This is a genomic window from Siminovitchia thermophila (assembly GCF_016909185.1).
GTDB lineage: Bacteria > Bacillota > Bacilli > Bacillales > Bacillaceae_C > Siminovitchia > Siminovitchia thermophila.
Map to the genome: position 1 here is coordinate 86,127 of NZ_JAFBFH010000007.1, position 20,005 is coordinate 106,131.

A 20,005-nucleotide genomic window follows, 5' to 3' on the forward strand; every position below is an offset into this window, starting at 1 on the left:
TGCGACTTGCCAACAGTCTTGCGAATGCAATAAAGATTTTCGATAACAGAAGGTCGGTCAAAAGCAATAAGTGAGCATGATGACGAACCGGTCGCTTCCAGCTTTCGTTAAAACCGGGTCTCCAAAGCTTTCGATCCAAATAGGTATCCAAGACCGAGAAAAGAAGAAAAGCATAAGTGTGAACCAATCCATGAACCAGAGCATCAGCTGTATTTATTTGGCATACCACTAGAAATCTATAAGCGTGGTTAGTGAGTGTGGTTTTTAAAGATGATAAAGCACCAACAGCTCTGCCCATGTTTTCTGGTACACATTGTGGAGCGGAAATGCATCTTGGGCACTATAAAGGGCTGGCCCTGGAAAAAACAGTTTATGCGCTATAACAACCCTTTTATCAAACCTCCAATCCATTCTATTATCCGGAAACGGATGTTCACCGCTTGAAGGTCGCGGTGACTTAATTGTGTCGATTGCATGATGTCTTCGGCAATTATTTTTTTGACATGGGCAATAAATTCATGGTCGTATATAAAGCAATTGATTTCCTTATTTAACAATAAGCTTCGATAGTCGAAATTGGCTGTGCCGATGTCACAAACAGCATCATCAAACAAGAGAACTTTCGCATGGAAAAATCCTTCTTTGTATTGATATACGGTGCCTCCTTTGGCCAGTATCTTCCGCAGGTAGGGAAATGATGCTTCTTTGACGATGGGATGGTCGGACATTCTTGGTACAAGAATCGTCACTTTTACATTGTTTTCCAAAGCTTTTTCAAGAGAAGCCATGACTTTTTTCGGTGGAATGAAGTAAGGGGTGCCAATGAAAATGCTGTTAGTAGCCTTTTCAATATGGCGGATGATTTCCTCTTCTGCACCAACCCCTTCTGTTGGGAAAAAGCGATGGGTAATAGGCCCTTCAGCGAGCGAAGGGAATAAAGCTTGTTCATCGAAATCTGTTACCCCCGTCGCTCGTTTCCAATCCCGCAAAAAAACGCTCTGTAAATCGGCTGTCCCCGTTCCTTCAATGCGCAAGTGATAGTCCCGCCAAGGAGAAAGAAGTGAATCAAGGTCAATGTACTCTTCTCCAATATTATAGCCCCCCACATAACCGATCTTTCCATCAATCACAGTGATTTTCCGGTGGTTGCGGCGTTGGAGGGTAAAAAAGAGAAACGGCAGGCGAGGGGTGTTGCAATAATGCACTTCGACCCCGTTCCTCCGGGCTTTTTGGATGAGTTGTTTGGACACCGTTCTTGATCCAAACCAATCGAGCAGCAGCCGGACTTTGACACCACTTTTTGCACGGTCCATCAAAATGTCGAAAAACAGCTTGCCAAACGAGTCGTTTCTTACTATGTAAAATAATACGTGAATGCTTGATCGGGCGTTATAGAGGTCATCAAAATACTGGATAAACAAGTCAGTTCCCCGGACAAGCAGTGTGATGTCGCTTTTTCTCAAGGGGGATTGCGGCGGTTTGCCTCTTTTTCGGGCAATAAAGCGGCCGATATAATAGTCGGTCATGCAAAATGAGACTAAAATGATAACAATTGCTGTAAAGCAGGCAAGCCACTTCAATGAGAACCCCCCTCCTGTCCATGAATATATGCCCGTTTAGTATTCCCATTTTGGAAAAGGAAAAAGCTGTGAAACGAAAGTTTTTCATGTATAATATCTGTATAACTCCATATGTTTAGGCAATCGGTGGCTTTTTGTTGAAAATCTGTTTCGGAACATTCAGTAAAAAGCTGAAAAGGGAAGTTGGTGCAAATCCAACGCGGTCCCGCCACTGTAAAATGGGAGCGTCCTGAGATAACCCACTGTGTTTTGGTACGGGAAGGGGCAGGAAGCGATGATCATAAGCCAGGAGACCTGCCGATTTCACCTCTACAAGTCAACCTGCGAGGATGGGGAGATGAAGCTCGGATAAATAAAGTATGATTTTATCTGGCACTGGTTGTGTCTTTCCTGAACATCTCTGCATGGAGGTGTTTTTTATTTTTAAAAAGAAATGGGGATGGATTTGGTGAAAAGAATACATATGTTATTAGCCGCGCTTTTCCTTGTGGCCGGGCTGTTGGCTGGCTGTGGAAGCAAAGATGAACCAAAGAATGAAAGCGTGGAACCTAAGACGACGGATGAAGCCAAGGAAACGGGTTTTCCGATAACGATTAAAGATGGAGTGGACAAAGAAGTCACGATTGAAAAGAAACCGGAAAGAATCGTTTCGCTGATTCCGAGCAATACGGAAATTGTGTATGCAATCGGTGCAGGCAATGAAGTGGTGGGTGTTAATGAGAACGACGATTATCCTGAGGAAGCGGCGAAAAAAGAAAAGGTTGCCGGAATGGAGTTAAATGTGGAAAAAATCATTTCTCTCGAACCGGATCTTGTTCTTGCCCATGGATCAGGAATGGACGTATGGGAAGGCGGATTAAAGCAGCTTGAGGAAAGCGGTGTGACAGTTCTTGTTGTACATAACGCGCAAAGTTTTAGTGATACGTATGAAACGATTGAAATGATTGGGAAAGCCACGGGACATGAAAAAGAAGCAGAAGAAGTCGTACAAGAAATGAAATCCAAACTGGAAGAAATCAAGGAAAAAGCAGAGAAGATTCAAGAAGAAGAGAAGAAGTCGGTTTTTGTCGAGCTCTCCCCTCCTCCCGAAATGTATGCAGCCGGGAAAAACACCTTTATGGATGAAATGCTGGCTATTATTAACGCGAAAAACGCTGTGGAAGAAGAAGGGTGGCCAAAAATGAATGAAGAGGCCATTATTGCGATGAATCCCGATGTGATCATCGTCAATTATAGTTATGTGGAAAATGCTACCGATGCAGTAATGGCACGCACTGGCTGGCAAGATATGAACGCGGTAAAGGAAGAACGGGTCATTGCGGTCAACGAAGATTTGGTGAGCCGATCCGGCCCACGTTTGGCTGAAGGAGTAGAGGAGCTTGCAAAGGCTGTTTATCCGGATGTTTTCAAAGAATAATCCTTTTTTTCCCTATATCATTGCGATCGGGCTGTTGATTGCCGTAATGCTTGTCAGTATCTCGACGGGTTCCGTAAAGGTGCCCATACTGGATGTTGCACGCATTATTGGCAGTGAAGCTTTTTACCTTCCGATCGAATTTCCCTCTGATCCCATGTATACGAATATTGTCATGAATATTCGTTTGCCCCGCGTCGTGCTTGCCGGACTGGTGGGAGCGGCTTTGGCGATTGCCGGAGCTGCTTTTCAAGGGCTGTTGCGCAATCCACTGGCGGACCCTTATACGCTCGGTGTTTCATCGGGCGCTTCTGTTGGCGCGGTCATTACACTTTTTTATCAATTGTCCCTGCCTTTGGTTGGAATGTATACACTGCCGCTATTAAGCATTGTTTGCGCATTTATTACCGTCATTTTGGTACTTTCTTTTGCGCGCAGCATTGACAGAACGATGAAAGTGGAAACGATCATATTGACGGGGATTATTTTCAGCTCTTTCCTTGGCGCCTTTATCTCGTTGATGATTGCTTTATCCGGAGAGGAGCTGCGCCAAATCATCGGCTGGCTTTTGGGAAGCGTCTCGATGAGGGGCTGGAGCTTTGTGAAAATTATTTTGCCGTTTTTACTGGTCGGCAGCCTTATTCTTTTTTGGAACGCGCGTGAACTGAATGCGATCGCTTTTGGAGAAGAACGGGCCAAACATCTTGGCGTCAACGTAGGCCCAAGAAAGGTGGCCGTCTTGGCGTCCAGCTCTGTCCTGACAGGGGCGGCTGTCGCAGTGTCGGGAACGATCGGTTTTGTGGGTCTTGTCATTCCCCATCTGGTGAGAATTGTCTGGGGGCCGGACCATAAACACTTGCTTCCGCTTTCTGTTTTGGCGGGAGCGTCTTTCCTCATCTTGGCAGATCTTGTGGCTAGAACGATCATCGATCCTGCCGAGCTTCCGATCGGAGTGATTACCGCATTGATCGGGGCCCCGGTGTTTGCCGTCATTTTAATACGAAGAAAATTAGGGAAAAGAAGCTGAAGGCTGTCCGGTTTGGGCAGCCTTCCTTTATTGTGTAAAGGAAAACCATAGGATGGGCGTGTGGTTCCGAATAGTTTATTGCGAGGGTTAAAAAAAGCTTCGCTTTTACAGGTAGAAGCAAAGAGAAAAAATAAAAAGGATAGGGGAACCATTTTGGGGTTAGCCGGAAGAGTAGGACGGTTGGCGAACTTTCAGCAATAGAGGCTTTCATCCCTAAAGTAAACCACCCGTTTACATGAACGAATTTTGATGAATCATAATAGAATTTCTCGAATCCATAGCAGGTTCCATCTTGACTGAATGCTCATTCATTATATAATGGTAGTAACAAGATTCGGAAAAGTGCCGGTTTTAAAAATAGATGAGAAGGGGGCACCAACTGTTATGGATGGATTGCTATTGCTGAATTGGCTTGCTTTTGTATTCGTAACCGCTTACGGCGTTTACTTGTTTGTGTATGTGGTAAGAACACGGATTCAATTTATTAAACTGGGAAAAAAAGAAGAGTTTGATCGCAATGTGAAAGAAAGGCTTAAAAATATTTGGACGTACGTGTTTGGGCAGAAAAAGCTTTTAAAGGATAAAAAAAGCGGCATTATCCATGTGATGTTTTTTTATGGTTTCATTCTCGTGCAATTTGGGGCAATTGATTTTATTTGGAAAGGGCTTGCACCGGGATCCCATCTTCCGCTTGGCCCTCTTTATCCGGGATTTACTTTTTTCCAAGAGCTTGTCACACTTGTCATTTTAGTGGCGGTGGCCTGGGCGTTTTACCGCCGTTACATTGAAAAGCTTGTGCGCTTAAAGCGGGGATTTTATGCTGGGCTCGTATTGCTTTTTATTGGCGGACTGATGGCTTCCGTCCTTCTGGGGAACGGAATGGCCCTCATCTGGGAAGGGGAAAATCTTACATGGACGGAGCCTGTTGCGTCAGGCATTGCGGCACTGTTTGGCTGGATGAGCCCGTTTGCAGCGGCGGTTGTGTTTTACGTCGCGTGGTGGGTGCATCTGCTTCTATTACTCGCTTTCTTAGTATATGTGCCTCAATCGAAGCACGCCCATTTAATTGCCGGTCCGGCTAATGTGTACCTGGAGCCGCTTGACAACGACGCGAAGTTGAAGCCGATTGATTTTGAGGATGAGTCCGCCGAGACATTCGGTGTAGGAAAAATTGATGAATTTACAGATCTTCAGCTTCTTGACTTATACGCGTGTGTGGAATGCGGCCGCTGTACAAATATGTGTCCTGCGACAGGTACAGGAAAAATGCTGTCGCCGATGGATATTATGATTAAGCTGCGTGACCATTTGACGAATTACGGGGCAGCTGTTACAAGAAAGCAGCCTTGGGTGCCGGCATATGCATTTGCCAATACGCTTGGAAACAGAATCGCAAAAGCGGGCAGCACAGAAGGAGCCGAGGAAGCCGCAGCGGCATTGGAGTATCAGCCGAGCATGATCGGGGATATCATTACAGAAGAGGAGCTGTGGGCGTGCACAACATGCCGGAACTGTGAAGACCAGTGCCCGGTTATGAACAAACACGTAAGCCACATTATAGATATGCGGCGTTATCTCGTTTTAACAGAAGGAAAAATGGACCCTGATGCACAAAGAGCGATGCAAAATATTGAAAGACAAGGAAACCCGTGGGGATTGAATCGAAAAGAGAAAGAAAATTGGCGAGATTTGCGTGATGATGTTCATGTTCCGACGGTGAAAGAAATGAAGAAATCCGGCGAAGAATTTGAATACTTGCTTTGGGTTGGTGCAATGGGGGCTTTTGACAACAGAAGCCAGAAAATTGCTCTCTCTTTCGCCAAACTGTTGAATGAAGCCGGCGTTAAGTTCGCGATTCTCGGAAACAAAGAGAAAAACTCCGGAGATACGCCGCGCCGCCTTGGAAATGAGTTTCTATTTCAGGAATTGGCTGCGGCCAATATTAAAGAATTTGAGAAAAACAATGTGCGAAAAATTGTAACAATTGACCCGCATGCATATAATATTTTTAAAAATGAATATCCCGACTTTGGTTTGGAAGCGGAAGTATATCACCATACAGAATTGCTTGCGCAATTGGTGGCGGAAGGACGCTTACAGCCAAAGTATGAGGTGAATGAAAAAATCACTTTCCATGATTCTTGTTATCTTGGAAGATATAACGAAGTGTATGATCCGCCGCGTGACATTTTAAAATCAATTCCCGGGGTAACCCTTGTGGAAATGGAGCGCACCCGGGAAAACGGGATGTGCTGTGGAGCTGGGGGCGGATTGATGTGGATGGAAGAAGATACAGGCCAGCGGATTAACGTGGCCAGGACAGAGCAGGCTCTTGTAACAGACCCTTCTGTTATTAGTTCTGGTTGTCCATATTGCTTGACGATGTTGTCAGATGGCACGAAGGCAAAGGAAGTGGAAGACACTGTACAGACATATGATGTGGCAGAGCTTCTTGAAAAAGCCGTCTGTGGGGAAGAGAAAAAGGAGGCTTCATAATGGTCAAGGTGCTTCAACAGAAGCGCCTTCCCGTTGGCTCTTAAGTTGAGCGAGCGTTCAGTCAATTTAATGTAAACGGTTTATCAGCTGGCAGTGAGGTTCCGCCCTTGGCATAATCGCGCTAAAACGATTGGAGGATAAGCTTGTAAGTTCCAATAATACACTTTTTTCAGATTAGCAATCTACCGGCATGAACATGAAAATCTAACGATTGACATTATGAAAGGGAGGGATTGAATTTTGGGAACAAGTTGATGTTGTTTATAAAAATAATAATTACTGTTTTAGGTCTGATATTAATCTTCACCGGTTTAGGGAATGACAGTATTTGGTTTGCAGTTTTTGTGGCACTTGTTATCATTTTTATCATTTTTGATTCTGCTTTGGATTTTTTTAAAAAAAGAAATCCTAAATGAATCTGTAGAAAAGTCATAGCATGGCAGAGCATATACTCAGTGGATGCAAGAGGAAGAAAGTGAACGTGGCGGGTGTCTCTCATGGCTTGGTTGGTAGCGGGAGCATAAAAACGTTGGTAACTTTGCAGCACTCGAACCCTCTTTAGCACAGAGTTGAATCCAGTTGCCAATAACCGCCGAACAAGTAAAAACTTCGGTAGCGACACATCGAGGGATTCCGGTCACAAAAGGATGGCGGCGTACAGGATGTACGAATGTAAGTGAAGCGCTAATCAGCCGTATCGTCAGCGCATGAAGGATAAGCGGAAGGTCGTCACTGGTTGAGTTTACAACAGGACGCTTTCAATCTGGGCCTTTGTTTCATTTTTTATCACTGGGCGGATTGCGTTTCGCAAACTAAGAATACCACATCGAGAAGCAATATCTGCATGCCCCCCTGTGGGCTTAACCTCATTTATCCCGCATGTCAGGTGCCATATACACCGCTTCAAGACCTGAGTTGATACAAAAGAGTCTAAGTGGGAGAAAACAGCACCTCAATGCCTGATTGGTTCAACTAACATTCAGCAGCAGATGGAAGAAAACTTCTACTGACTGAAATTTAGCTTTATTGAAAAAATTTTCATAGATGAAAAGATGTTAATAAAAAGGAGTGGGATTGATGACAAGGTCAGTAATGGTAGCCGGAGCACGTACGCCATTTGGAAAATTCGGAGGGGCACTCGGTTCTTTAACAGCATCCGATCTTGGAGGAATTGCTGTAAAGGAAGCTTTGCGGCGTGCGAACGTACAGCCTGGAGAAGTCGAAGAAGTGATTTTGGGAACGGTCTTGCAGGGTGGACAGGGGCAGATTCCATCGAGACAGGCGGCAAGGAAAGCCGGTGTCCCTTGGGAAGTTAAGACGGAAACGATCAATAAAGTGTGTGCGTCCGGAATGAGGGCCATTACGCTTGCGGATCAAATCATCCGAGCTGGTGATGAAGAAGTAATTGTCGCTGGAGGAATGGAGTCGATGTCCAATGCACCCTATGTTCTGCCAAAGGCACGATGGGGGTATAAAATGGGTGATGCTCATTTGGTCGACTTAATGATTTACGACGGATTGACGTGTGCCTTTTCCGGGGTTCACATGGGGAATTACGGAAATCGTACGGCCAGAGAGTTTGAGATTACAAGAGAAGCCCAGGATGAATGGGCGCTTAGAAGCCATGAACGGGCGCTTGCCGCAATGGAAAAAGGAGTGCTGGCCGAAGAAATCGTTCCGGTCGAAGTCCCGCGGCGAAAAGGAGAGCCACTCATTGTGACGGAAGACGAAGCGCCGAGAAAAGATACTACTTTGGAGAAACTTGCGAAACTAAAGCCGGCCTTTGATGGGGACGGAACGATTACGGCAGGAAATGCACCGGGTGTCAACGATGGTGCGGCGGCGGTTGTATTAATGAACGAAGAGCGGGCGAAACGAGAAGGGAAGGAACTGCTCGCATACATCATCGGTCACGCAGAAGTCGCAGTTGAAGCAAAAGACTTTCCTCAGACACCGGGACTCGTGATTCATAAGCTGCTTGAAAAAACGGGTAAGATCTTGGAGGAGATCGACTTATTTGAAATTAACGAGGCATTTGCAGCTGTCGCTTTGACGAGTGGCAAAATTGCCCATCTTGATCATGAAAAAGTGAATGTAAATGGCGGGGCGGTAGCTTTGGGACATCCAATCGGCGCAAGCGGCGCCCGAATTTTGATAACGCTCGCATACGAATTAAAGCGACGCGGCGGCGGACTGGGCATCGCCTCAATATGTTCCGGCGGAGGCCAGGGAGATGCTGTCATGATTGAAGTGCCCAAAACAAACTGAGGGAGGAAAAACGATGGAAATTCAAAACGTATTCGTTGTAGGAGCGGGACAAATGGGTTCAGGGATTGCCCAAGTATGCGCGCAGGCTGGTTATCAAGTTTTTTTAAATGATCTGCAAACAGATATTGTTGATAAAGGACTAAGCGTTATTGAGAAAAATCTGGATCGGCAAGTGCAAAAAGAGAGAATAACAGAAAACGAGAAATATAACATTATCGGCAGGATCACCACATCGACCGATGTAAAGGATGCGGAGAAAGCCGATGTCGTCATCGAAGCAGCTATTGAAAATATGGAAGTCAAGACACGGATTTTTGAAACACTTGATAAGCATGCTCCTGCCCATGCTATCTTGGCGTCAAATACATCTTCACTCCCGATTACGGAAATAGCAGCTGCAACAAAGCGGCCGGGGAAAGTAATCGGCATGCACTTTATGAACCCCGTCCCGGTCATGCAACTCGTTGAAATTATCCGGGGGCTCGCCACGGAAGATGAAGTGTACCAGTCGATCGAAAGCATGACGAAAAGTTTGAAAAAGGTCCCTGTTGCAGTGAATGATTTTCCGGGATTTGTTTCAAACCGGGTACTCATGCCCATGATCAATGAAGCCATTTACACATTGTATGAAGGGGTGGCCACAGAAGAAGCGATCGATGAAGTGATGAAGCTTGGAATGAATCATCCGATGGGACCGCTCACTCTTGCAGATTTTATCGGACTGGATACCTGTCTATACATTATGGAAACCCTTCATGAAGGGTTCGGCGACGATAAATACCGCCCATGCCCACTATTGAGGAAATATGTGAAAGCGGGTTGGCTCGGCAAAAAGGCGGGACGCGGTTTTTACAAGTATGAATAACCGCGCCGGGATACATCAGGGAGGGAATGAGCATGGACCTTCGGTTGACGGAAGAACAATTGATGATGAGGAAAATGGTTCGCGAGTTTGCTAAAAGCGAGATAGAACCGTTTGTAGAAGAAATGGAAAATGGAAAGTTCCCGCGACAGATTTTAAATAAAATGGGAGAGCTCGGCTTGATGGGAATTACTGTTCCGGAACACTATGGCGGATCCGGCATGGACTTTATCTCCTACATTATTGCCATAAATGAGCTTTCCAAAGTAAGTGCTACAGTAGGAGTTATCTTATCCGTCCATACATCTGTTGGTACAAACCCGATATTAAAATTTGGAACGGAAGCGCAAAAGAAGAAGTATGTTAGAAAATTGGCCACGGGCAAGGCGCTGGCCGCATTCTGTTTGACAGAGCCGGGGGCAGGATCGGATGCCGGCGCGATCAAAACGAGCGCGGTCCGTAAAGGAAATGACTTCATGATTAACGGCTCTAAAGTCTTTATTACAAACGGCGGCGAAGCAGATATTTATATTGTTTTTGCCGTAACAGATCCGAGCCGGGGAAAACGGGGCGTTTCAGCTTTTATCGTTGAAAAAGGCACGCCCGGGCTTGTGATCGGCAAAGATGAGAAAAAAATGGGACTCAATGGATCAAGAACCGTTGCCATCACGTTTGAGGACATGAAAGTTCCGGCAGACAATCTGCTCGGTGAAGAAGGAAATGGTTTTAAAATCGCTCTGTCGAATTTAAATACCGGCCGTATCGGCATTGCGGCCCAGGCGCTTGGCATCGCAGAAGCGGCGTTAGAAGCCGCGACGAAATATGCTACGGAAAGAAAACAGTTTGGAAAGCCGATATCAGAACAACAGGGAATTGCTTTTAAACTGGCGGACATGGCGACAAATGTGGAAAGCGCCAGGCTTCTTGTGTACCGGGCTGCGGCGATGTGTTCTTCTAGCGAACAGTGTGTCAAAGAAGTATCAATGGCCAAATTGTTCGCTTCCAAAACAGCGGTGGAGACGGCCATTGAGGCAGTTCAGGTGTTCGGGGGCTACGGTTATACGAAAGAGTATCCCGTTGAAAGGTTTTTCAGGGATGCCAAAGTGACAGAAATATATGAAGGTACGAGTGAAATCCAGAGAATGGTGATTAGCAAACATTTGTTGAACTAAAGGAGTGGTTGGGATGAATTTTAAATTGAGTGAAGAGCATGAAATGATTCGAAAAATGGTGCGGGACTTTGCGGTAAACGAAGTGGAACCAACAGCAGCGATACGTGATGAAGAAGAACGCTTTGACATGGATATATTCAAACAAATGGCTGATCTCGGACTGACAGGCATCCCCTGGCCGGAACAATATGGCGGGATTGGCAGTGATTATTTAGCTTATTGTATCGCAGTAGAAGAATTATCACGTGTTTGCGCTTCCATTGGCGTGACGCTTTCGGCTCATACTTCTTTGGCGGGCTGGCCGGTATATAAGTTCGGTACAGAGGAGCAAAAACAAACATATTTGAAGCCAATGGCTGAAGGAACAAAAATGGGCGCATACGGATTGACAGAGCCGGGGTCAGGATCAGACGCGGGGGCTATGAAAACGACAGCGCGCGATGACGGGGATCACTTTGTCTTGAACGGATCGAAAATATTTATTACAAACGGAGGAATTGCGGATATATACATTGTTTTTGCATTAACGGACCCGAACGATAAACGGAGCTCCACCGCTTTTATTATTGAAAAAGACTTCGAAGGCTTCTCTGTGGGCAAAAAAGAGAAAAAACTCGGGATTCGCTCTTCACCGACGACCGAAATCATTTTTGATGAGTGTAAAGTGCCGAAGAAAAATATGCTGGGGGAAGTAGGGCAAGGATTCAAAATAGCGATGATGACGCTGGATGGCGGCAGAAATGGAATCGCCGCCCAAGCAGTCGGCATTGCACAGGGGGCACTTGACGCGGCGCTGGCTTATGCGAAGGACCGAAAACAGTTCGGAAGGCCGATAGCCGATAACCAGGCCATTTCTTTCAAACTTGCCGATATGGCCACGGCCATTGAAGCTTCCCGTCTATTAACATACCAGGCTGCTTGGCTGGAGTCTGAAGGTTTGCCTTACGGAAAAGAATCAGCCATGTCAAAGCTGATGGCGGGAGACACCGCGATGAAAGTAACAACGGAAGCGGTGCAAATTTTCGGCGGGTACGGCTATACGAAGGACTATCCGGTCGAACGATACATGCGCGATGCGAAAATCACCCAAATATATGAGGGAACACAAGAAATTCAAAGGCTTGTCATTTCTAGAATGCTGACAAATTAAATGAGAAAGAAGGTGAATATACCGTTGACAGTAAAACGGACAATAAAAGCCTCTGTCAAAGATGAGCGGTTGATCGAAAAAAGAAGAAACCAGATGATCCGCGGTGCTGTTTCTCTTTTTAAGAAAAAAGGATTTCACCGAACGACAACGAGGGAAATTGCCAAGGCTGCCGGCTTCAGCATCGGTACGCTCTATGAATATATTAGAACGAAGGAAGATGTCCTGTTTCTCGTCTGTGACAGCATTTATGAGCAGGTAAAAGAGCGTTTTTACAGCATTGACCTGAAAGCGGGAACATTGGAAAGCCTGAAACTGGGAATTGACCATTATTTCCGAATCGTGGACGAAATGCAGGATGAAGTGCTTGTCATGTATCAGGAAGCAAAAGCTTTAACAAATGGAGCTTTGGCATATGTATTAAAGAAAGAGTTGGAAATGGTCGGGATGTTTGAGGAATTGATCCGGCGCTGTGTTGAAAATGGGGAGCTGGAGATCAATAATGAGCAGCAGCAATTATTGGCGCACAATATTTTTGTCCAAGGACAAATGTGGGGATTCAGGCGCTGGGCATTGCAAAAAACATGTACGATTGATGAATATATTCAACTCCAAACCGATTTGCTTTTTTCAGGGATAAAAGGATTCAAGAAACAAGTAGAAGTGGGAGGAGAATGACGAATATGGTAACTGATGTATACAGGCCGAAAAACCACATCCGATTTGTAACGGCATCCAGCTTGTTTGACGGGCATGACGCTTCCATTAATATTATGCGGAGAATCTTACAGTCAAGCGGTGCAGAAGTCATCCATCTGGGACATAACCGTTCGGTCGAAGAAGTTGTTCATGCTGCTATTCAGGAGGATGTTCAAGGGATTGCAGTATCTTCTTATCAGGGGGGGCATGTTGAATATTTTAAATATATGCATGATTTATTAAAAGAAAAAGAAGCGCCCCATATTCGGATATTCGGAGGGGGAGGCGGCGTGATCATTCCCCGTGAAATAAGGGAATTACATGATTACGGGATAGCGCGGATTTTTTCTCCCGATGATGGCAGGGAACTTGGCCTGCAGGGGATGATCAACTTGATGTTGCGGGAATGTGATTTTCCGACAATTCCCCAATCTCTGCCCGAAGAAGTGGAAAAACTGCAAACGGGGGACATATCGGCGGTCTCCAAACTGATTTCCATCGCTGAACAGAAGGTGCTGGACCCTGACTTGGACGCATACGGGGAAATATTTTCAGAAATAAAACAGCTGGCCCGGGATGTTCCAGTGCTTGGAATAACAGGGACGGGCGGCGCCGGTAAAAGTTCATTGACGGATGAGCTGATCCGCCGATTTCTTCATGAGCTGCCAGAGAAAAAAGCGGCTATTCTATCAGTAGATCCGACGAAACAGAAAACCGGCGGCGCGCTTCTGGGCGACCGAATTCGAATGAACGCCATCTTCTCACCAAGAATATACATGAGAAGTCTTGCTACAAGAGGATCGAAAAATGAATTGTCACAAGCGATCAAAGATGCGATCAACGTTGTAAAAGCATCCGGGATGGACCTTGTGATTGTCGAAACGAGCGGGATCGGGCAGGGGGATGCGGAGATTCGGGAGATAAGCGACGTATCGATGTATGTCATGACAAGCGAATTCGGGGCGCCAACCCAACTGGAAAAAATTGATATGATCGACTTTGCCGACCTTGTCGTTATCAACAAATTTGAGAAAAAGGGTTCAGAGGATGCGTTAAATCAGGTACGTAAGCAATATCAACGCAGCCATATGTTATTTGACCGGGATTTGGATGAAATGCCTGTATATGGCACGATAGCGAGCCAGTTTAATGATCCGGGTACGAACGCCTTATTTGCCGCACTAATGGAAAAAATCAATGAAAAAGCCGGAACGGATTGGCAAACAACTTTTTCCACTTCGGAAAAAGTTGAAAAGAAGGATGTCATTATTCCGGTCAGCAGGCAGCATTATTTACGGGAGATTGCCGATACAGTCCACCGGTACCATAAAGCGGCAGAAAAACAGGTCCGTATTGCCCGGAAGCTGTTCCAATTGGAAGGTGTAATCGCCGCTTTAAAAGAGGAAGAGGCAAATGGTGAAGCGCTGGAGGCTCTTCAAACTTTAAAAGAAGAGACCGCCAAGCAGCTTACCCCGGAATCAAAGGAAGTACTAGAATCATGGGAAAAGAAAAAAGAAGTATACGCCGGGGAAAAATATGTGACAAAAATCCGCGATCGGGAAATTGTTACGGAGTTGACTGTAAAAAGCCTTTCAGGTCTCTCCATACCAAAGGTCGTTCTTCCAAAATATGAAGATTACGGAGAAATTTTAAAATGGGTATATAAGGAAAACGTGCCCGGCTCCTTCCCTTACACAGCAGGAGTGTTCCCATTTAAACGCCAAGGAGAAGATCCGAAACGCCAGTTTGCCGGAGAAGGAACGCCGGAAAGAACGAATCGCCGTTTCCATTATTTATCAAAAGACGATCCGGCCAAGCGGTTAAGTACCGCTTTTGATTCAGTCACGTTATATGGGGAAGATCCGGATTACCGCCCGGATATTTACGGCAAAGTCGGTGAGAGCGGCGTGAGCATTTGTACACTTGAAGATATGAAAAAGCTGTATGCCGGCTTTGATTTATGCGCTCCCACTACATCCGTTTCCATGACAATTAACGGTCCTGCGCCGATTATTTTGGCCATGTTTATGAATACGGCGATCTTTCAACAAGTTGAAAAAAGAAAAGAGGAGCTTGGCAGGGAATTGACGCCAAGTGAACAAGAAGAAGTAAAGGCATGGACCTTGCAAACTGTTCGCGGTACGGTTCAGGCCGATATTTTAAAAGAAGACCAGGGGCAAAATACATGCATTTTCTCAACGGAGTTTGCCTTGCGCATGATGGGCGATATTCAGCAATATTTTATTGACCATAAAGTAAGAAATTACTACTCCGTGTCCATTTCCGGATATCATATTGCCGAAGCTGGAGCCAATCCAATTTCCCAACTGGCTTTTACACTTGCCAACGGTTTTACGTATGTCGAGTATTATTTGAGCCGCGGCATGCATATTGATGATTTTGCACCGAATCTGTCCTTCTTTTTCTCAAATGGGCTTGACCCTGAATATACAGTGATCGGGAGAGTGGCGAGACGGATTTGGGCGGTTGTCATGCGAGAAAAATATGGAGCGAATGAGCGAAGTCAAAAGTTGAAATATCACGTGCAGACATCGGGCAGATCGCTGCATGCCCAGGAAATTGACTTTAATGATATCCGCACAACGCTTCAAGCTCTCATGGCCTTGCAGGACAACTGCAATTCCCTTCATACAAATGCGTATGACGAAGCCATTACGACACCGACGGAAGAATCTGTCCGCAGGGCAATGGCGATTCAAATGATTATTACAAAGGAACACGGTCTTTCCAAAAATGAAAATCCGCTTCAAGGTTCGTTTATCATTGAGGAATTGACGGATCTTGTCGAGGAAGCTGTATTGAAAGAGTTCGAGAAGTTAAATGACCGCGGAGGCGTTCTTGGCGCGATGGAAACACAATACCAGCGCAGTAAAATTCAGGAAGAATCGATGTATTACGAAATGCTCAAGCACTCTGGGCAGTTGCCGATTATCGGTGTGAACACGTATCTGAATCCAAATCCCCCATCTGAGCAAGAATTGGACAATATGGAGTTGGCCCGTGCTACAAAAGAGGAAAAAGAAACACAAATCCAAAACCTGCGGCAATTCCAGGAGAAACATGAAGACCAAGTAGAAACAGCACTGAAAAAATTAAAAGAAACGGCCATGAAGGGCGGCAATATTTTTGCCGAACTAATGGAGACAGTTAAAGTGGCCAGTTTGGGACAAATTACCAATGCGCTGTACGAAGTTGGCGGCCAGTACCGAAGAAATATGTAGTCGCGTATATGGATTTTTATCGTATAACAGGATAAAATTATAACTATAAATTGTTCCATGACTGGATGTGGGTGCATGAAGTTCGGGGTCAAGGTGTTAGGATATTCGATTGCAGTTGCCGTAAGTTATTATTTGTACCAAAGCCGTCTTGGGGCCATTCCTTTTCTAGCAGCCTCCGCAGTCATGTTTTATTTAGGGTACCGACTATCAAGCCCCATATTCAAGAATGAGAAAACCCGTCCTAAAGAACAACCGCCCGAGACGGGGAAGTAGCATCCATGGCTTCGTTTAAGGCCACGGATGTTTTTCTTTTGTGCAGCCATGTCTAATTTGTCATAAATTTATCTAAAAATAAATTGACAAGAAGGCGGGAATCTATATAATTGAAATTGAGAATCGTTATCAATTCTTATTCAGTCAAGGAGTTGTTCACTAGTGAGAAAAATAGTAGCTTTTGTACTTTGTGTCTTTATGATGACACTTGCAGCGTGTGGAAATCAAAATTCGGCTCCAAAAGATAATGAGTCGGATAAGCAGAATAAAAAAGAAGAAACAAAAGAAAAGGTTGTTAACTTATATTCAAGCAGGCATTACGATGTCGACGATGAATTATACGGAAAGTTTGAAGAAAAGACAGGCATTAAGGTAAACGTTATCAAAGGTGAAGCAGATGAGCTGCTTGAGCGTATTAAGCGGGAAGGCGATGCAACCCAGGCCGATTTGTTTTTGACGGCGGATGCCGGCAGGCTGTTCCGTGCGAAAGATGCTGATGTTCTGGAGTCTGTCGAAAGCGATACGCTTGACAAGCAAGTTCCCAAGAAATTCAGAGATAATGACAAAACTTGGTACGGTTTGACAAAAAGAGCGCGAATTTTAGTGTATAATAAAGATAAAGTAAAAGAAGACGAGCTTTCCACATACGAAGATTTAGTGGATGAAAAATGGAAAGGGCGCATTCTTGTTCGTTCCTCCGAAAATATTTACAATCAGTCATTATTGGCTTCCTTTATTGAAATTGACGGCGAAGAAAAAGCGAAAGAATGGGCTGAAGGTATTGTGAAAAATATGGCGAGAAAACCGGAAGGCGGAGACCGTGACCAGGCTAAAGCAATTGCTGCTGGTGTGGGTGACGTCGCCATTATGAACACATACTATTTTGGCCAGATGCTCAATTCCGAAGATCCGGAAGAAGTGAAAGTGGCTGAGCAGCTCGGCGTTTTCTTCCCTAACCAGGAAACAACGGGAACACATGTGAACATCAGTGGAGCCGGCGTTGTCAAAGGGTCAAAAAATAAAGAAAATGCCATTGCCCTCCTTGAATACTTAACAAGCGAAGAGGCGCAAGGAAAATTTGCGGAAGCAAACTATGAATATCCAGTAAATGAAAAAGTTGAACCATCCGAGTTATTAAAGTCATGGGGAGAGTTTAAAGAACAAGATATTCCTCTTTCAGTACTTGGCGATAACAATGCCAAGGCACTCATGGTCTTTAATGAAGTAGGCTGGCAATAAGGAATATGACCCTTGCCGTTTGGTGCGGCAAGGGGCGTTGCTATATTAATGGGGTGTAAGTTTCGTGCGAAAGTTGGTTAATGTAAACGGTTGGACGGTCGCTGCCGCCATCATTATCATATTGTTGTTTTTGCCGAATTTGGCGATCGTTTCAGGCTTGTTTACGCCGTCAAATGAAAACTGGGAGCATATTAAGGAATTTGTGCTGTATAAATATCTGCAGACATCTCTCATTCTTGTACTCTCAACCGCTTTTTTGACAATTGCCATTGGGTTGAGTCTCGCTTGGCTCATTGCCCAGTACAACTTTCCGCTGCGGAACTTTTTAAAGTGGGCGCTCATTTTGCCCCTTTCGATTCCGCCATTTATCGGTGCTTACACCTATCATGGCATTCTCAATTATACGGGTATTATTCAAAAAACACTCCGGAACCAATTTGATATGTCCTTGGATCCGAATTATTTTAACATCATGAATATACCAGGGGCTATTTTTATCTATACACTTTTTTTATATCCATATGTATATACCATTACGAGGATTTTTCTGTCACAGCAGACGGCTTCCCTCATTGAAAGCGCGAGAGTGCTAGGGAAAGGGCCATGGCAAATTTTTTTCCAGGTTGTGCTTCCCATTTCGAGAGCAGCCGTCGTTGGCGGTGCCAGCTTAGTCATATTGGAAGTACTGAATGATTACGGTGTGGTCAAATATTACGGTATTCAAACGTTCAGCACAGCCATTTTTCAAGCTTGGTTTGGGCTTGGTGATGTCGGAACTTCAATCAAACTCGCCGGTACATTGATGGTCCTTGTCATTTTGATTCTTATTGTGGAGAAGCTATTGCGTGGCAGGAAGCAATTCAGCTTTTCTACAACGAAAATCAGGCCGCTTCCGCTTGTCCAATTGACCGGCATGAAAGCCAAATTGGCTTCCATATACGGTATGACCGTTTTAAGCTTTGGTTTTTTCATACCGGTTTTGCAATTAGTCGATTGGCTTGTGCTCACATGGGGGAAAATCCCATTCCAGGAATTTTTCACATATGTGAAAAATTCAGTCTTTGTGGCGGGAACCAGCGCCGCCATCATTATCGCTTTCGCGCTCGTTGTCGGCAATTTCAGCAGGCTTGTTCACGGAAAAGTGGCGAAAACAATGCCAAAGGTAACGGTGCTGGGCTACTCCATCCCTGGGGCGGTGATTGCCGTAGCGGTCGTTACGACCTTTATTGCCATTGATCAGATGCTTGCTCCCATTTATCAAAGAATGGGCCTGCAAACGACGCTTGTGTTAAGTGTTAGCATTGTGATGCTCATCACCGCCTACATTATTCGGTTTTTTGCGATTGGCTTTCATTCGATTGAATCTGGTTATGATAAAATAGGAACAGATTTTCGCGATGCTTCACGCCTGCTTGGCATGGGGCTGACAAAAACATTCATCAAAGTGGATGTTCCTTTGATGAAAGGCGCCATTATTAGCGGATTTATTCTTGTTTTTATTGATATATTAAAGGAAATACCGTTGACATTAATCCTTCGGCCGTTTAATTTTGATACCTTGTCCACAAAAGCGTTTCAGTACGCGAGTGATGAAAAAATCATGGAAGCGTCCCAGGCTTCCCTGGTGATTGTTGCTCTTAGCGCTTTGTCTATCTTTGTCTTTCACAAGCTACTTGAAAAGGAGCCGCGATAAATGTTTATTTCGATAGAAAACGTATGCTTTTGTTATGACCCGAAAGAAAGAGCAGTGGATGGATTTTCAATGAAAATTGAAAAAGGTGAAGTAGTTTCCATACTGGGGCCGAGCGGGAGCGGAAAAAGTACCTTGCTTCGTTTATTTGCCGGATTGGAAGTGCCTTGTGAAGGTTCTTTTACAATCGAGGATGTAGTTATATTCAATGATAAATCATTCATTCAGCCCGAAAAGCGCGGGATCGGCATGGTGTTTCAGGATTATGCCCTCTTTCCTCATATGACCGTCGAGGAAAACATCGCGTTTGGCCTGAATAAAATGAAGAAAGCGGAGAAAAAAGCAAGAGTGGCCGAAGTGCTTGAGATCGTCGAATTAACGGGATATGAAAAAAGATACCCGCACCAGCTGAGCGGGGGCCAGCAGCAGCGGGTGGCCATCGCCAGAGCGATTGCTCCGAATCCCAACCTTCTTTTGCTTGATGAACCGTTTAGTAATTTAGATGCCGAGTTGCAAGTGAAAATCAGAAAGGACTTGCGCAACATCTTAAAGGCTGCCGGCATTACCGCCATCTTTGTCACCCATGACGAGAATGACGCCTTGGCAATTGCCGACCGGATTGTTCAATTAAAAGATGGAAAAATTGTCCATAGCGGGAGGCCGTGCGATATTCTTGGCGCCCAATCCTGGTCTGGAAAAAACGTGCAACACCTTGAGAAAGAAGATCTCATTGAAGTTTAAAAAACTTTTCCAAACTCTTCGGAGTTTGGATTTTTTTTTGCTGTTTTTTTGAATTCGGGCTTTTTTTCATCTTAATAGAGAAATAAACATGAAAAGAGTAGCATAAACGAAAGATATTTGTTTATAATGTTGAGTATGGATTTTTAACTATAAGG

14 protein-coding genes and 1 riboswitch are annotated in these 20,005 nt (G+C 44.9%); of the genes, 12 read left to right on the forward strand and 2 right to left on the reverse strand.

All coding sequences use genetic code 11. The annotated features are described in order from the left end of the window. Positions 1–377: 377 nt before the first annotated feature. Positions 378–1,580: a cardiolipin synthase gene (gene cls / locus JOC94_RS06790; protein ID WP_236017005.1), complete on the reverse strand. Its 1,203-nt coding sequence runs from the start codon at positions 1,578–1,580 to the stop codon at positions 378–380. A 109-nt stretch (positions 1,581–1,689) separates the two neighbouring features. After that, positions 1,690–1,896, forward strand: a riboswitch (cobalamin riboswitch). Between the two features lie 132 nt (positions 1,897–2,028). On the opposite strand from cls, the gene JOC94_RS06795 reads away from it, so the two are divergent. From JOC94_RS06795 to JOC94_RS06805, 3 genes are all read left to right on the forward strand, one after another. Beyond that, positions 2,029–2,997 carry an ABC transporter substrate-binding protein gene (locus JOC94_RS06795; protein WP_077109730.1) on the forward strand — a complete coding sequence of 323 codons (969 nt, stop codon included), beginning with the start codon at positions 2,029–2,031 and terminating at the stop codon, positions 2,995–2,997. Next, a complete protein-coding gene (locus JOC94_RS06800) occupies positions 2,960–4,021 on the forward strand; it encodes a FecCD family ABC transporter permease (RefSeq protein ID WP_077109656.1) in 1,062 nt (353 codons plus the stop codon). Before JOC94_RS06795 ends, JOC94_RS06800 begins: the two co-directional genes overlap by 38 nt. Positions 4,022–4,405: 384 nt before the next feature. Next, the gene (locus tag JOC94_RS06805; RefSeq protein WP_205178888.1) at positions 4,406–6,517 is read left to right on the forward strand and encodes a 4Fe-4S dicluster domain-containing protein; all 2,112 of its coding nucleotides are present in this window, start codon (positions 4,406–4,408) and stop codon (positions 6,515–6,517) included. Between the two features lie 217 nt (positions 6,518–6,734). On the opposite strand, the gene JOC94_RS06810 is transcribed toward JOC94_RS06805, so the two are convergent. Further along, entirely contained in the window at positions 6,735–7,064 is a 330-nt protein-coding gene (locus JOC94_RS06810; RefSeq protein ID WP_139345539.1) for a hypothetical protein, read from the reverse strand. A gap of 530 nt (positions 7,065–7,594) precedes the next feature. Here JOC94_RS06810 and JOC94_RS06815 point away from each other — a divergent pair. The 9 genes from JOC94_RS06815 to JOC94_RS06855 all read left to right on the forward strand — a co-directional run bounded on the left by JOC94_RS06815 (position 7,595) and on the right by JOC94_RS06855 (position 19,850). After that, complete coding sequence (locus JOC94_RS06815) at positions 7,595–8,785, forward strand: acetyl-CoA C-acetyltransferase (RefSeq protein WP_077109653.1); 1,191 nt, start codon at positions 7,595–7,597, stop codon at positions 8,783–8,785. A 13-nt stretch (positions 8,786–8,798) separates the two neighbouring features. Then, positions 8,799–9,650 (forward strand): 3-hydroxybutyryl-CoA dehydrogenase, encoded by an 852-nt coding sequence (locus tag JOC94_RS06820; protein ID WP_077109652.1) that lies wholly within the window; start codon positions 8,799–8,801, stop codon positions 9,648–9,650. 32 nt (positions 9,651–9,682) lie between these two features. After that, entirely contained in the window at positions 9,683–10,819 is a 1,137-nt protein-coding gene (locus tag JOC94_RS06825; RefSeq protein WP_205178890.1) for an acyl-CoA dehydrogenase, read from the forward strand. Positions 10,820–10,832: 13 nt separating this feature from the next. Then, positions 10,833–11,969 (forward strand): acyl-CoA dehydrogenase, encoded by a 1,137-nt coding sequence (locus JOC94_RS06830; protein ID WP_077109650.1) that lies wholly within the window; start codon positions 10,833–10,835, stop codon positions 11,967–11,969. A gap of 24 nt (positions 11,970–11,993) precedes the next feature. Then, positions 11,994–12,644, forward strand: a complete 651-nt coding sequence (locus JOC94_RS06835) for a TetR/AcrR family transcriptional regulator (protein WP_171973785.1) — start codon at positions 11,994–11,996, stop codon at positions 12,642–12,644. Between the two features lie 5 nt (positions 12,645–12,649). Then, positions 12,650–15,907 carry a fused isobutyryl-CoA mutase/GTPase IcmF gene (icmF, locus tag JOC94_RS06840; RefSeq protein WP_408021906.1) on the forward strand — a complete coding sequence of 1,086 codons (3,258 nt, stop codon included), beginning with the start codon at positions 12,650–12,652 and terminating at the stop codon, positions 15,905–15,907. 471 nt (positions 15,908–16,378) lie between these two features. Beyond that, positions 16,379–17,419 (forward strand): Fe(3+) ABC transporter substrate-binding protein, encoded by a 1,041-nt coding sequence (locus JOC94_RS06845; protein ID WP_213088993.1) that lies wholly within the window; start codon positions 16,379–16,381, stop codon positions 17,417–17,419. A gap of 64 nt (positions 17,420–17,483) precedes the next feature. After that, complete coding sequence (locus JOC94_RS06850) at positions 17,484–19,112, forward strand: ABC transporter permease (protein ID WP_328799780.1); 1,629 nt, start codon at positions 17,484–17,486, stop codon at positions 19,110–19,112. Beyond that, positions 19,113–19,850, forward strand: a complete 738-nt coding sequence (locus tag JOC94_RS06855) for an ABC transporter ATP-binding protein (RefSeq protein WP_205178896.1) — start codon at positions 19,113–19,115, stop codon at positions 19,848–19,850. It begins immediately after the preceding gene. The last annotated feature ends 155 nt before the right edge of the window (positions 19,851–20,005 follow it).